The sequence below is a fragment of the Silicimonas algicola genome (assembly GCF_003148765.1).
Lineage (GTDB): Bacteria > Pseudomonadota > Alphaproteobacteria > Rhodobacterales > Rhodobacteraceae > Silicimonas > Silicimonas algicola.
Window position 1 is genome coordinate 213,698 of record NZ_QGGV01000001.1, and the last position, 14,097, is coordinate 227,794.

The window sequence follows — 14,097 nt, forward strand, 5'->3', positions numbered from 1 at the left end:
GCCCCATGAGGCGCTTCATCCCCTTCCTCAAGGCACCGCCTGTCGTTTCGGTCCTGCGACTGAACGGCGTCATCGCCGCCCGGACGCGTGGGGCGCTTTCGGATACCGGTCTTGCGGGGATGATCCAGCGCGCCTTCACCCGAGGAAGGCCGGTCGCCGTCGCCTTGTCGGTCAACTCACCCGGCGGCAGCCCTTCGCAGTCCTCTCTGATCGCGGCCCGTATCCGGCGGCTGGCCGACGAGAAGGGCATACCTGTCCATGCCTTCGTCGAAGATGTCGCCGCGTCAGGAGGCTACTACATCGCCACGGCTGCGGACGATATCTGGGTCGACACACATTCCATCGTCGGGTCTATCGGCGTCATCTCGTCCAGTTTCGGGTTTCACGAGTTCATCGAGCGCCACGGGATCGAGAGGCGCGTACATACCGCAGGAACGTCGAAAAGCCTTCTCGATCCGTTCCGGCCCGAAAAGCCCGAGGACGTGGCGCGACTCAAGGAAATCCAGACCCACATCCATAAGGGCTTCATGGATCACGTCCGTGCCCGCCGTGGCGACCGCCTGACGCCAGATCGCGACCTCTTCAACGGCGACGTCTGGGTCGGCTCCGAGGCGCTGTCCACGGGGCTGATCGATGGCGAGGCACACCTCGTGCCGAAGCTGAAGGAGATTTACGGTGACAAGGTCGTGCTGCGTCCCTACGTGCAGAAGAAGCCGTTCCTCAGCCGCATCGGGGGCGACATCCTTTCCGACGCCCTATCCGAGATCGAGGATCGGGCCATCTGGGCGCGGTACGGCCTCTGACGCATGGTGAAGGCCGTCACCCTGTTCCTGGTGGTCGTCCTCGTCCTTGCGATGTTCGGACGACTGAGCCTGCTCCTTCCGAAAGGCCTCCGCCGCGCCAAATGCGACTCCTGCGGCCGACACCGGATCGGTAAAGGCGCCTGCGCCTGCGGAAGATCATAGGCCGATGGTCTGGCTGACGGCGATCCTCGGGCTCGTGATCCTGCTCGTCGCGGGCGATCTTCTGGTGCGGGGGGCCGTTAACGTTGCCTTGAGGCTTGGTATCCCGGCCTTGATCGTCAGCCTCACCGTGGTCGCCTTCGGGACCTCAGCGCCCGAGCTTCTCGTCTCGATCGAGGCGGTGGTGCGCGGCGCGCCCGGTCTCGCACTCGGCAACGTCGTTGGATCGAATACTGCGAACATCCTCCTTGTCCTGGGCTTGCCGGCGATCGTCTCGCGCCTTCACACGGCTAATTTCGACACGCGTTCGAGCTATGCCTACATGATCGCGGGAACCCTGGTCTTCATCGCGGCGTGCTTCCTGGGTCCACTAGGGCCGCTGCATGGGCTGGTGCTTCTCGCGTGCCTCGCCGTCGTTCTGGGCAGCCAGGCCCGGTCCGCCCTTCGGCACCGTCGCTCGAACGGGTCTGATGTGGAGGACATCGAGGGCGCGGATCCAGCCATGCGCGGCTGGAAGATCGCCGCCTTTCTGATCCTGGGCCTTGTCGGGCTGCCTATCGGCGCGAACCTCCTTGTGGATTCCGCCGTCGAGATAGCGCAGCGATTTGGTGTATCGAACAGCGTGATAGGCCTGACGCTCGTGGCGATCGGCACCTCGATGCCCGAACTCGCCACGACGCTGATGGCCGCAATCCGCCGGCAGGCCGACGTTGCCCTTGGCAACGTCATCGGCTCGAACGTCTTCAACCTGCTCGCGATCATCGGTATCTCGAGTTTGGTCGGCTCGATCCCGGTTGATCCCGCGTTCCTGACATTCGACCTCTGGGTAATGCTTGCCGCGTCGCTTCTGCTGGCGCCCTTCGTCTACACCTCGTCCCTCGATCTCACTCGACGCTGGGGTTTCCTTCTGACCGGGCTCTATGCGATCTATATCGTCATGGTGGTGCTGCACGGATGACAGGACAGGCGCTCGTCACGGGAGGCGCGAAACGGCTCGGGCGCGAGATGGCGCTGGCCCTGGCGCATCGTGGGCTGGATGTGGCGATCCACTATCATGGCTCGGAGGACGAGGCACAGGCGACAGCCGGCGAGATCCGTCAAGCCGGCGTTCGGGCGGTGACGCTGAGGGCGGACCTTACCGTCGAGGCGGACATGCAGGCCCTTGTTCCGCTGGCGCGGGACGCTCTGGGCGGGCCTCTGACCGTCCTCGTCAACTCGGCGTCGGTGTTCGAGTACGACAACATCGAAAGTGCCTCGCGCGAGAGCTGGGACCGGCATCTCGAATCCAATCTGCGCGCACCCTTCGTGCTGACGCAGGCCTTCGCGGCGCAGGTGCCGGAGCCAACTCTCGGCGGCCGATGGAACGAGCCGACGGCAGAAGCGCTGATCGTCAACATGATCGATCAGAGAGTGCTCAAGCTTACGCCCCACTTCATGTCCTATACGATTGCCAAGATGGGTCTTTGGGCATTGACGCGGACCTCGGCGCAGGCTCTTGCGCCGCGTATCCGGGTCAATGCCATAGGTCCCGGACCGACGATGCAAGGCGCGCGTCAGTCGGAAGCGCACTTCGAAGGCCAGCGCCGGTCGACAATCCTCGAGCGCGGTGCCGACCCTGCGGACATCGTGCGGGCGCTCCTGTATTTCCTCGACGCACCTGCCGTGACGGGCCAGCTATTGTGCGTGGACGGAGGCCAGCATCTGGCCTGGAAAACGCCGGACATCCGCGGCGTCGAGTGATGCCTGCCGCAAGATCGTCCACATCATCACGAGACCGTTACAATTTGTTTAGGAAATTCAGTGATTTGCTTCGACAACCAAATAATACGATGTGATATCAGTTAGTTAAGCTTAAGCCTAAAAATTAGGCAGATCAATGAAGCCATGTGAATGTAAAGGAAAAATAGAGCCGTTCCCGTGTTCTCCTCAGACTTATCCCCACTTTCGGTGGACAGTTTTAAACTTGTCTCTGCGGCCCGCTTCAGACAGCCCAATCGAGAATCATGACTGCTTCCGAGATCAGCCCGACCAAGCACGGCCACGCCGCGATCCAGACCTTCCTGAGGTCTTTGGACGCCAGTCCGGGCGTCTACCGAATGCTCGACGACAAGGGCGCGGTCTTGTACGTCGGCAAGGCTCGCAACCTGAAGGCGCGCGTTTCGTCCTACGCACGATCCACGGGCCACAGTCCCCGCATCGCGCGCATGATCCGCGAAACGGCGTCCATGATGTTCCTGACGACCCGGACCGAGACCGAGGCGCTGCTGCTGGAGCAGAATCTCATCAAGCAGCTAAAGCCGCGCTACAACGTGCTTCTGCGCGACGACAAGAGCTTCCCCAATATCCTCGTTTCGAAAGAACATGCCTACCCGCAGATCAAGAAGCACCGAGGCGCCAAGAAGGAAACGGGCGATTACTATGGCCCCTTCGCCAGCGCCGGTGCGGTGAACCGCGTGCTGAACCAGCTTCAGAAGGTATTCCTTCTGCGCAGCTGCACGGATGCGACTTTCGAAAGCCGGACGCGGCCCTGCCTACTCTACCAGATCAAGCGGTGCAGCGCGCCCTGCGTGGGCAACGTTTCCGAGGAGGACTACAACGACCTCGTCCGCGACGCCGAGCGTTTCCTTCAGGGGCGTACGACGAACGTGCAGGCCAAGCTGGCCGCCGAGATGCAACTCGCGTCCCGTGACATGGAGTTCGAGCGTGCAGCAGCCCTTCGCGACCGTCTGAAGGCGCTGACCTTCATTCAGGGATCGCAGAACGTGAACCCCTCGGGCGTTCCCGAGGCGGACGTCATCGCTCTTCACATGGAGGGCGGACAGGCGTGCGTTCAGGTGTTCTTCATCCGCGCGAACCAGAACTGGGGCAACCGCGATTTTTATCCCCGCACGGGCTCGGGCGCCGAGGCGACCGAGGTCATGCAGGCTTTCGTGGGCCAGTTCTACGACACCCACGACCCGCCCCGCCTCGTCCTTCTGTCCGATGGCATCGAGGATCCGGACCTCATGTGCGAGGCCCTGTCTCAGAAAGCGGGCAGAAAGGTCGAAATCGCAGTGCCTGTCCGGGGCGAGAAGAAGGAGCTTGTCGCGGGTGCGCTTCGCAACGCGCGGGAAAGTCTTGCCCGGAAGATGTCCGAGACTGCGACGCAGACCAAGCTTTTGTCGGGACTGGCGGAGGCCTTCGACCTCGATGCCCCGCCGCAGCGGATCGAGGTCTATGACAACAGCCACATCCAAGGCGCGCATGCGGTCGGTGCGATGATCGTCGCGGGACAAGAGGGCTACCTGAAAAGCCAGTATCGCAAGTTCAACATCCGCGGCGACGAACTGACGCCCGGCGACGATTTCGGGATGATGAAGGAAGTGCTCACCCGGCGGTTCAAGCGACTTCTGAAAGAGGACCCCGACCGCCAGTCGACATCCTGGCCGGATCTTCTTCTGATCGATGGCGGGCAGGGGCAGGTGACTGCGGTCCACGAGATACTCACCGACCTTGGCATCGACGACGTCCCGATGATCGGTGTGGCCAAGGGTGTCGACCGCGACGCGGGCAAAGAGGAATTCCATCGCATAGGACAGCGTCCCTTCGCGCTGCGCCGGGGCGATCCAGTTCTCTACTTCGTTCAGCGTTTGCGGGACGAGGCGCACCGCTTCGCCATCGGCGCGCACCGCCAGAAGCGGTCGAAGGCCGTTGGGGCGACGCCCCTCGACGATGTGCCGGGCGTAGGGTCCACGCGCAAACGCGCCCTTCTCGCGCATTTCGGATCGGCCAAGGCCGTCAGCCGAGCGGACCTGGCGGACCTGAAAGCAGTGGACGGGATCTCGGACCAACTGGCCGAAACGATCTACGACTACTTCCACGAGAAGGGCTGACGGGGTAGAGGCACACATGATCCTGATCGAGATCGCTGTCGCCTCCCTCCTCCTGCTCCTCGTCGCGCTGATCGTTTGGCGTGTGTCGGACGTCCTTCGCGCGAGTGCGGCCTGGAGGCGGCTCGCCTCTCTTGCGGATCCTGCGCCGCGGTTCTTCGACCCTGCGATGATCGCCGACCTGCCCGAGCCCGCCCGCCGGTATTTCGCCTATTCCATGACGCCGGGCGCGCCTCTCGCCCGCGTCGTGGAACTGACGATGGAAGGCGATCTTTGCCTGGGGGACGCAAGGGACCCCAAGAGTCAGCCCATCGGCGCGCGCCAGATTCTTGTGGCGCCGGAAGGCTTCGTCTGGCGCGTTGGCGGAAAACTCATTTCCGGCTCTGACGGAGCTTTGCCCGAAACCTCGTGGACGCGCTTCTGGGTGGCGCATCTTCTGCCGGTCGCACGCTTGTCCGGCACGCCCGACCACCGCCGCTCGGCCTTCGGCCGCGTCGTGGCGGAAGCGGCGATCTGGTCGCCCGCGACCCTTCTCCCGTCAAAGAGCGTGACGTGGGACGCCACCGGACCCGACACCGCCCGCGCCACCGTCAGCTTTGCGGGTCTCATACAGAGCGTGAGCATCGACGTGGACGACGATGGCGCCCCCCTTCGCGTCACGATCGACCGTTGGAGCGACGCTAACCCCGACCATAAGTATCGCCTGCAACCCTTCGGGGGCACGCTGTCGGATCACCGCGATTTCGGCGGCTACCGGTTGGCCACGCGTGTCGAGGGCGGAAATCACATCGGGACGCCCGAATACTTTCCGTTCTATCGCGTGCGGATCACCGCCGTCACCCTGCGCTGAACTTCACAGGAAGGGGAGCTCGCACAGCGACCCTCCGATAGGTCCGTCCTCGCGGCGGACAACCACTCGATCGCCCGCCTGCGCCGAGACCGAGATCAGCGCGAAGCCGATGTTGCGCTTCATCCGACGCGACCAGGTACAGTTCGTCAGATCGCCGACCTTGGTCCCGTCCATCTCGATATCGTTCCACGTAAAGGCGGGCTGCGCCTTCTCGCCCTCGTCCAGCACGACGCCCAGTTGATGACGTGCGGGCCCCTCGGCCGCTATCCGGCGCAGAGCTTCGATTCCCACAGTGTCGTCCGGCACGTCTAGGTCGATGTATTTCTCCATCCGCACCTCGAAAGTATTGGTCCGGTCGTCGGTGTCGCCCCCCCAGGACAGAAGTCCGCTCTCGATCCTCTCGCACCAGTTCCGGTTGCCGGGCCCGATTTCGAAAGGCCGCCCGGCCTCGCGCACGATGTTCCAGAGCGACGTTCCCTTCGAGCCGTCGGTCAGGTAGATCTCGAACCCCCCCTGCTTCGACTAGCCCGAGCGCGCGACGACGACGGGGATGCCGTCAATCCGGGCATCGGCAAACCAGAAATACTTCAGGTCGCGCACCCAGTCGCCGAAAAGGGCGGCGACGACCTCCTCGGCCTTCGGTCCCTGAACGGCGAGGGGAGAGACGTCGGGCTCGCTGACCTCGACGTCCAGCCCCCGTTCGCACGCGATGGCTTCGGCCCAGAACCAGACGTTGCTGTCTGCGATGGACAGCCAATAGAGGTCGTCACCGCGCTTCATCACGATCGGATCGTTGATGAGTACGCCACGATGATTGCAGAGCGGGACGTACTTGCCCTGACCGACCTTGCAGGCCGAGAGGTCGCGCGGGGAAAGGATTTGCGCCAGCCGACCTGCGTCCGGACCCTTGAGCTGCACTTGCCTCTCGACTGCGACGTCCCACATCGACACGCCCTCGATGAGGCGCCGGTACTCCTCGTCAGGGTCGCCGTAGGAGGTGGGCATCAGCATGTTGTTGTAAGATGTCATCGCGCACACGCCCTCGGCCAGCGTTGCCCCGTAGAACGGCGAAGGGCGTAGACGGGCAGAGGGCGAGATGGTGAACATGGCAGGGCTTCCGTTTGGCGGACGATGCGACGCTACGGGATAGAAGCGTCAAGCCAGGGTGGCGTCCAGTGGCCTCGGCCTCAAAGGCCTGCCTGCGCCGCCCGTCCCGCGATGATCGCGACAAGGAAGCCCGCGTAGATCGTGAAGCTCGCCATGAGAACGAAGACGTGCCAGACCGTGGTGTGGTGCGGCAGCCGGTGCCACAGGTGAAACGCGACGCCGATCGTGTAGAGCGTTCCTCCAGTCGCCACCAGGATGACCACCGGGCGTGGGAAGGACGCGAAAAGCTCCCACCCGGCCAATGCGGCCAACCAGCCCATGCCGAGATAGAGCGCCAAGCTGACAGCCCTGAACCTGTACGGACTGACGAGCTTGAGCGTTATGCCGGCGACGGCGGTCGCCCAGAGAGAGACGGCGATCCACGCGCCTTCGCCCGCGACGAGGACGAACGCCGTATAGGTGCCTGCTATCTTGAGGTAGATCGCGGAATGGTCGAGCCGTTTCAGCAGCCACTCCCATTCTTCGTGCTGGAAGATGTTGTAAAGTGCCGAGCACACGATCATCGCGGCAAGACCCGCGCCATAGACGCTGGCAGCCGTGACATTCCAGTCGCTCGTCGGAAACGTCGCGGCAATCAGGATCGCGGCCGGGACCGCGGCGAGGACCGCAACGATGCCTGCCACGTGAACCACCAGGTCCGAGATGTACTCGGACCGGCTGTAGATGCGTTTTTTACTCATCGGACTCATGACGGACGATCTAGATCACCAAAATTAAACCTCCATGACAGGATCGCGCGGAACTCCGCCGGGTCAAGGCCTTCCCCTTTGACGCTTGCGCGACTAATTCAGGACCATGACCTGGACCATCCCGAACATCCTCACGACGCTTCGCTTCCTGGCTGCGCCAGGCGTTGTGATCCTGTTCCTCTATTTCACGCGCCCCTGGGCCGACTGGTTTGCGCTGTTCCTGTTTGTCGGAGCCGCGATCACCGACTGGTTCGACGGCTACCTCGCGCGGTTGTGGAAACAGGAATCGAAATTCGGCGCCATGCTGGACCCGATCGCCGACAAGGCGATGGTGGTGATCGCTCTGGTTCTCATCGCTGGTCTCTCGGGCGTGCATCGTTCCGACGGGATGGACCCCTGGATCCTGCTGCCGGCCACCGCCATCATCTTCCGCGAAGTCTTCGTCTCGGGTCTTCGTGAATTTCTCGGGGATACCGCTGGCACGCTCAAGGTGACCAAACTTGCCAAGTGGAAGACGACGGCGCAGATGGTGGCTATCGGCATCCTCTTCGGCACCGGCGTCTTCGAGCACATGCTCGTCGAGCGCTCTGTGGGGATGGATGCGCTGACATATCAGTCGGTGATGACCGGCGGGGACGATCCCCTGAACCTGCGCCTGATCGACTCGCTTTACTGGGTGACGTGGTGGGTCGGCGTCGGCCTTCTGTGGGTCGCCGCTTTCCTGACGCTCGTCACGGGTCTGGACTACTTCCGCAAGGCGCTCCCCTATCTGCGGGACAACGCATGATCGACGTTCTCTATTTCGCCTGGCTGCGTGAACGCATCGGCGCTCCGAAGGAGAGGGTCGAAACTGACGCAGCGACCGTGGCCGACCTCGTCACCGAGCTGAAGGGGCGCAGTGATGCCCATGCTCTGGCGTTCTCGGACATGTCGTCGGTTCGCGTGGCCGTCGATCAGGAGCTGACGGACATGAACACGCCTCTTGCCGGTGCGCGCGAGGTTGCATTCTTCCCGCCAATGACCGGTGGTTGAAGCCGTGTCCGTCCGCGTGCAGTCCGAACCGTTCGACATGGGCGAAGAGCTACAGGCCTTTACCGCGGCTCACTCCCATTCAGGGGCCGTCGTCACCTTCTCGGGTCTCGTGCGCGACGAGGGCGGAACGCTGTCGCGTATGGAAATCGAACATTATCCTGGCATGACCGAGAAGGCGTTGACCTCGATTCGGAACGAGGCTCTGACGCGCTTTGCGCTGGACGGGGCCGGAATCATCCATCGTTTCGGTACTTTGGTGCCCGGCGACCAGATCATGATGGTCGTCACGGCGGCGCGTCACAGGGCGGATGCCTTTGCCGCGGCCGAGTTCTTGATGGATTACCTCAAATCCCGAGCGCCGTTCTGGAAGAAGGAGTTCGGCTCCGACGGCGAGGGGTGGGTAGAGGCCCGGACCGAAGACGATGTCGCTCTGAACCGCTGGTAGTTGCCGTACTGAGATGCGCCGCCCCGCGACGTCGTTTAGAAATTTAAGGTGCGGCGACATTTCCCCGCTTCTGCCCTTAGACGGCTCGATCGAGGGCAGCCGCGTGGCCGGTTCGTTCTACGTCGACGGTCGCTACAAGGGGGAACTCGGGTTCCAGAGCGCGGTCTACCGAGACAACGGGTCCGAGATCGGCGGCGGCCAGGCCGGCACGCTGACCGAGAGCTTCGGGGACGAGCGCACCACCGGCGGCGCCTTCAACGGGTATCGCAACTGGACGGAAGGCGACGAGGAGGAGTTCCCCTTCCCGATGTCGTCGTACTGACCACTGCGTTCTTTAGAAACGGCGCGCTCCACACCTGCGCGCGTCGGCGTCACGACCTCGGCTTTGCGCGCAAGGTCGGGTTCGCGGCGGTCGGATCTTCCGGCCAGGGATGCTTCGGATAACGTCCGCGCATGTCCTTCCGTACCTCTGCGTAAGACGAGGACCAGAAACCCGGCAGGTCCATCGTGGTCTGCACGGGTCGACCGGCAGGCGACAGAAGCGTCACTCGCAAGGGACGTCCCGCGACGACGGGATGACGCGTGACGCCGAACATTTCCTGAAGCCTCAGGGAGATCTCGGGCGCGTCGCCGCCATAGTCGATGGCGATGCGCCGTCCCAGGGGCGTCTCGAAGTGCGCCGGAGCCTCGCGGTCAACCAGCCTACGGCCTGCATGTCCGAGCCTCGCATCCAGCGCAAACGTCAGGTCGAACGCCTTCCACTCACCTGCGGTCCGCACACCGTCAATGTAAGCGAGAAGCCAGACCTCGGTCTCCGTCAACAGGGTCTCGTCCGATAGGTCCGCGAGATCGTGACCCGCGTCGCGCAAAAGCTTCACTCGCGCCTGCAGCCCTTTCGCGGTCGATGAGAGGCCCAGACCCAGGGCCCGCACCCCATCCAGCATCGCAAGCGCCACTAAGTCGGACGGAACATCGGTCCACGGCCGCGTCGATAGGACAAGCGCACCCAGCCTTTCCTCGACGGTGGCCACGACGCGGCCATCGGCCTGCGACCACCGCGCCTCCCGCACCTCTACGATTCGGGACGAATAGAGGGTTCGTACAGCGGCCTCGGACAGGGGCAGCGCCGTTCGAATGGTCGCTTCCGTCGGATGACCGTCCGTGTCCGTCACGACAATTAGACGCGTCCCCGCGAGTGGGTCTGCCGCATCCATCTTCACCCCCTTGCCGCCCGAGGTGAGCCAGCGCGGTGCCGCGTCTGGACGGCGAAGCGCGATCCGATCAGGATAGGCGAGCGCCGCCTGCTCGGCAGGGTCGATGACGATGCCATCCCCGGCGGACTTCTCCAGCCGTCGCGCCTCGGCGCGAATGCGGTCCAGCGTCGGAGTGCGGTCTCTCCCCTTGAGAGCCGCAAGTCGCGTGCCCAGGTCCGCCCCGGCCCCGCGCAAAGGGTCTCCATCCGAGAGCAGAGCCGCCAGCAGGGCCGCCCCACGGCCCGCCCGCGCCAGCATGTGCCCGAGCCTGGGGTGAAGCGGCATCGCGGCCAGCGCGCGTCCGTGCGGCGTGATCCGCCCCTCCGCGTCGAGCGCGTCCAGGTCCCTCAGCAATTCGCGCGCTCTGAGCAGTGCGCCTTCGGGAGGTGCGGTCAGGAAGGGCAAGTCGCCGCTGCCCCATTCCGCCAGCGACAGGGCAAGTGCCGCGAGATCCGCGGTCTCGATCTCGGCGGGAGGGAAAGGGGCCAAAGCGCCCTCCTCTCCCTTCGTCCAGAGACGGAAGCACACTCCGGGTGCGACGCGACCGGCCCGCCCGCGCCTCTGGTCGGCTTCTGCCTTCGTGACCCGCTCGGTCAACAGCCGCGACATGCCAGAACCCGGATCGAACCGCGCCCGCCGCGCCAGTCCGCCGTCGACCACGATCCTGATGTCCGGCAAGGTCAGCGAGGTCTCGGCGATTGCGGTCGCAAGCACGACGCGCCGATGGCCGGACGGCGTCAGGGCGCGCCTCTGTTCGACGAAGGGCAGGGCGCCATAGAGCGGCAACACCTCGACGCCGCCCGCGTCCCCCAGAAGACGCGCCACACGACGTATCTCGCCCTCGCCCGGGAGGAACGCCAGCACGGAACCCTCTTCTTCGGTCAGCGCCTGCCTGACGAGAGCGGCAAGGTCGGCATCGAAACGCGCCTCGCGTCCTCGTGGCCTGTCAAGCCAGCGCGTATCGACCGGATAACTCCGCCCGACCGAGGTCACCACCGGCGCATTGCCCATCAATTGCGCTACGGGTCCAGCCTCAAGCGTCGCTGACATGACCAGCAGCAGGAGATCCTCGCGCAAGGCTTGCCTCACCTCGAGCGCAAGTGCGAGGCCGAGATCGGCATTGAGCGACCGTTCGTGGAACTCGTCGAAGATCACGGCCCCGACGCCGGACAGCGACGGATCCCGCTGCATCGTCCGCGTCAGGATGCCCTCGGTCACCACCTCTATCCGGGTCGCAGGCGACACCTTCGCCTCGCCTCGGATACGGTATCCGACCGTCTGTCCGACCTCTTCACCGAGCGTCGCCGCCATCCGCTCTGCGGCCGTGCGTGCCGCGATCCGGCGTGGCTCGAGCATCACGATGCGTCCGGCAGTCAGACCAGCGTCGAGCAGGGCCAAGGGAACCCGCGTCGTCTTGCCTGCACCTGGAGGCGCCTGCAGCACCGCCTGCCGCCGCTCGCGAAGGGCGGCGATGAGGTCGGGCAAGGCGTCGTCTATCGGCAGAGCGTCCATTCTCAGCCAATACTCCGGCTCGCGGTCACGGGCAAAGAGGCAGATCCCCTGTCTGGACAGCGGCCTGCAGTCCGTGCAGGGTCCGCGCCGATGACGACGTCGACCGCAGAAATCGCCGAGCGTATCCGGCAGGGCGACCGCCGGGCGCTGGCCCGCGCGATCACACTTGTCGAAAGCCGTCGTGCGGACGATCGCGCGGCCTCCGACGCATTGCTCGAGGATCTCGCGCGGTCTCGCCGGGAAGCTTTGCGCATAGGCCTCTCGGGAACGCCCGGTGTCGGCAAGTCGACGTTCATCGAGGCTTTCGGGTTGATGTTGACAGGGCAGGGCCTGCGTGTCGCCGTCCTCGCCGTCGACCCTTCCTCGACCCGCACCGGCGGCTCGATCCTCGGCGACAAGACCCGGATGGAACGCCTCTCCCGGGACCCCAATGCCTTTATCAGGCCTTCTCCCAGTCAGACCCATCTGGGTGGCGTTGCCCGCCGAACCCGCGACGCCGTGGCACTTTGCGAGGCGGCGGGGTTCGACGTCGTCCTGATCGAGACGGTCGGCGTCGGGCAGTCCGAGACCATAGTCGCCGAGATGTCCGACCTCTTCGTCCTGCTTATTGCGCCTGCGGGCGGCGACGAGCTTCAGGGCGTGAAGCGCGGCATCATGGAGACCGCGGACCTTATCCTCGTCAACAAGGCCGACGGCGATCTGAAAGCGGCCGCGACCCGAACGGCGGCAGACTATTCGGGGGCGCTCAGGCTTCTGAGGCGGCGGGATGGCGACGCACCTGGCTTTCCGAAGGTGCTGACTGTGTCGGCGCTGGAGAACAGAGGCCTCGCCGAGGCCTGGGCTGCAATGCAGACCCTGGCCGACTTCCGCCGCGAGACGGGCGACTGGGCGGACCGGCGCGCGCGCCAGGCGACGCGCTGGTTCGAGGACGAGGTCCGCCAAGGCCTTCTCGCCCGTCTGCGTGACGACTCTTCCTCCGATACCGCGATGACCGAGTTGGGGCGCGCGGTCTCCAGGGGCGACCGCAGTCCTTCGTCGGCGGCAGCAGAGGTCCTGCGTCGCCTCAAGGACACCTGATCTGGCGTTCCGGTCTTGACGGTCCGTGCAATTCCCCCTATCCCCCGCGAACGGATTCTCGGGCAGGGCCGATGGCGCTGCCCCTTTGCATTAGGGCCAACGCCCTTCGACCGAGACGAACCGAGGTATATGATATGTCGCGCCGCTGCGAACTGACTGGAAAAGGCCCGATGTCGGGCAACAACGTCAGCCATGCCCACAACAAGACCCGCCGCCGGTTCCTTCCGAACCTGACGGAAACCGCACTGATGTCGGAATCGCTCGGACGGACCTTCCGGCTTCGCGTGTCGTCGGCCGCTCTGCGCACCGTCGACCATCGTGGGGGCCTCGATGCCTACCTGATGAAGGCGAAGGACGTCGAGTTGAGCGCGAACGCGCTGAAGATCAAGAAAGAGATCGTCAAGGCCCAGGCGGCCGCCTGACGCTTTCGAACGGCAGGTAAACGCAGGCCCCGCTTCGGCGGGGCTTTTTGTTTCCCCGTACGGCTCTTGGATCGACCTCCAAGCACTTCGCGGTGGGGGACACATCCCCGGTCAACCCGTGATATCCCGAAGAAGCCGGTCGAAATCGTCCCCTGCTTCGGCCCTCCGGATCAGCTCCAGGAGCCCCTCCCGCCCCGCCAAAGCCTCGATCGCCGCCACTTCCGCCGCTGCCGCCCCATAGGCGGGGCCGACACCCAACTCATTCATGGCGTCGCGCCATCGCCAGAAGCGCGTCACCTGGCGGACGCGATCACGCGCCTCGTCGGTAACCGTGCCACGCCAGGCGGGTTGGCCGGACACATGGGTCGCGAGCCCCTCGTCGAACCAGGTCGGGTAGGGCTGACGCAGGATCGCAGCGAGTCCGAGGCGCCGGTGAAGCCTCGCGTGCATCATCTCGTGGGTCAGGGTGCCGCGCGTCAGTCCCCCGGGCGACACCGCAACGATCACGTCCGCAACGGCGAGCCCGTTGCCTCCCACGCCGAAGTCGTCAGCGCAGGCCCGCGTCGCGCAGAGGATCAGGGTGGGCCGCGGCGGGTCGTCGCCGAAGAACGACACGACATTCGCGCGGGCGGCCTCAGCCATGCCAAGCAGTTCTTCCGCGCGATCTGGAGCGTCGGTCCAGACGCGCGGTGCGATCTCGCTCAGTCCGAAGGCTTCGGGATAGAGCGCACGATGGAGACCGGGAAACGGCACGCTCAGGATCGCGGTCGCAAAGGCAGCATTCACGAGAAAAGCCACGAATGCGCCGCTGCGCCGAAA

General features: G+C 64.7%; 15 protein-coding genes and 1 pseudogene. 11 read left to right on the forward strand and 5 right to left on the reverse strand.

Annotated elements, in window-relative coordinates; translation table 11 throughout:
• The first annotated feature begins 5 nt into the window (after positions 1-5).
• The 5 genes from C8D95_RS01020 to C8D95_RS01040 all read left to right on the forward strand — a co-directional run bounded on the left by C8D95_RS01020 (position 6) and on the right by C8D95_RS01040 (position 5,681).
• Entirely contained in the window at positions 6-803 is a 798-nt protein-coding gene (locus tag C8D95_RS01020) for a S49 family peptidase (protein ID WP_109757917.1), read from the forward strand.
• 166 nt (positions 804-969) lie between these two features.
• Positions 970-1,920, forward strand: coding sequence for a calcium/sodium antiporter (locus C8D95_RS01025; RefSeq protein WP_109757289.1), 951 nt, complete (start codon positions 970-972; stop codon positions 1,918-1,920).
• Positions 1,917-2,702 (forward strand): SDR family oxidoreductase, encoded by a 786-nt coding sequence (locus C8D95_RS01030; RefSeq protein ID WP_109757290.1) that lies wholly within the window; start codon positions 1,917-1,919, stop codon positions 2,700-2,702. Before C8D95_RS01025 ends, C8D95_RS01030 begins: the two co-directional genes overlap by 4 nt.
• Before the next feature lie 263 nt (positions 2,703-2,965).
• Positions 2,966-4,834, forward strand: a complete 1,869-nt coding sequence (uvrC, locus tag C8D95_RS01035) for an excinuclease ABC subunit UvrC (protein ID WP_109757291.1) — start codon at positions 2,966-2,968, stop codon at positions 4,832-4,834.
• A gap of 16 nt (positions 4,835-4,850) precedes the next feature.
• A complete protein-coding gene (locus C8D95_RS01040; protein WP_109757292.1) occupies positions 4,851-5,681 on the forward strand; it encodes a DUF6544 family protein in 831 nt (276 codons plus the stop codon).
• A gap of 3 nt (positions 5,682-5,684) precedes the next feature.
• Here the strand turns inward: C8D95_RS01040 and C8D95_RS22410 are convergent, their stop codons facing one another.
• The 3 genes and pseudogenes from C8D95_RS22410 to trhA all read right to left on the reverse strand — a co-directional run bounded on the left by C8D95_RS22410 (position 5,685) and on the right by trhA (position 7,528).
• Positions 5,685-6,011 carry a glycine cleavage T C-terminal barrel domain-containing protein gene (locus C8D95_RS22410; RefSeq protein ID WP_478403545.1) on the reverse strand — a complete coding sequence of 109 codons (327 nt, stop codon included), beginning with the start codon at positions 6,009-6,011 and terminating at the stop codon, positions 5,685-5,687.
• A pseudogene (locus tag C8D95_RS22415) lies at positions 6,000-6,788 on the reverse strand (aminomethyltransferase family protein); the annotation flags it as partial. The gene C8D95_RS22410 and the pseudogene C8D95_RS22415, both read right to left, overlap by 12 nt.
• 80 nt (positions 6,789-6,868) lie before the next feature.
• Positions 6,869-7,528, reverse strand: coding sequence for a PAQR family membrane homeostasis protein TrhA (trhA, locus tag C8D95_RS01050; protein ID WP_241239776.1), 660 nt, complete (start codon positions 7,526-7,528; stop codon positions 6,869-6,871).
• A 115-nt stretch (positions 7,529-7,643) separates the two neighbouring features.
• Between trhA and pgsA the strand changes: the two genes are divergently transcribed.
• The 4 genes from pgsA to C8D95_RS01070 are packed head-to-tail and all read left to right on the forward strand — an operon-like array spanning position 7,644 to position 9,336.
• Complete coding sequence (pgsA, locus tag C8D95_RS01055) at positions 7,644-8,324, forward strand: CDP-diacylglycerol--glycerol-3-phosphate 3-phosphatidyltransferase (protein WP_109757294.1); 681 nt, start codon at positions 7,644-7,646, stop codon at positions 8,322-8,324.
• Positions 8,321-8,569 carry a molybdopterin converting factor subunit 1 gene (gene moaD / locus C8D95_RS01060; RefSeq protein WP_109757295.1) on the forward strand — a complete coding sequence of 83 codons (249 nt, stop codon included), beginning with the start codon at positions 8,321-8,323 and terminating at the stop codon, positions 8,567-8,569. Before pgsA ends, moaD begins: the two co-directional genes overlap by 4 nt.
• A gap of 4 nt (positions 8,570-8,573) precedes the next feature.
• A complete protein-coding gene (locus tag C8D95_RS01065; RefSeq protein WP_109757918.1) occupies positions 8,574-9,014 on the forward strand; it encodes a molybdenum cofactor biosynthesis protein MoaE in 441 nt (146 codons plus the stop codon).
• 13 nt (positions 9,015-9,027) lie between these two features.
• Entirely contained in the window at positions 9,028-9,336 is a 309-nt protein-coding gene (locus C8D95_RS01070; RefSeq protein WP_146202972.1) for a hypothetical protein, read from the forward strand.
• A gap of 49 nt (positions 9,337-9,385) precedes the next feature.
• Here C8D95_RS01070 and hrpB read toward each other — a convergent pair whose 3' ends face one another.
• A complete protein-coding gene (hrpB, locus tag C8D95_RS01075; protein WP_109757297.1) occupies positions 9,386-11,779 on the reverse strand; it encodes an ATP-dependent helicase HrpB in 2,394 nt (797 codons plus the stop codon).
• Between the two features lie 90 nt (positions 11,780-11,869).
• Here hrpB and meaB point away from each other — a divergent pair, with 90 nt between their 5' ends.
• Entirely contained in the window at positions 11,870-12,856 is a 987-nt protein-coding gene (meaB, locus tag C8D95_RS01080; RefSeq protein WP_109757298.1) for a methylmalonyl Co-A mutase-associated GTPase MeaB, read from the forward strand.
• Positions 12,857-12,990: 134 nt separating this feature from the next.
• Positions 12,991-13,278: a 50S ribosomal protein L28 gene (rpmB, locus tag C8D95_RS01085; protein WP_109757299.1), complete on the forward strand. Its 288-nt coding sequence runs from the start codon at positions 12,991-12,993 to the stop codon at positions 13,276-13,278.
• 111 nt (positions 13,279-13,389) lie between these two features.
• On the opposite strand, the gene C8D95_RS01090 is transcribed toward rpmB, so the two are convergent.
• The gene (locus C8D95_RS01090; protein WP_109757300.1) at positions 13,390-14,076 is read right to left on the reverse strand and encodes a hypothetical protein; all 687 of its coding nucleotides are present in this window, start codon (positions 14,074-14,076) and stop codon (positions 13,390-13,392) included.
• Positions 14,077-14,097: the final 21 nt, after the last annotated feature.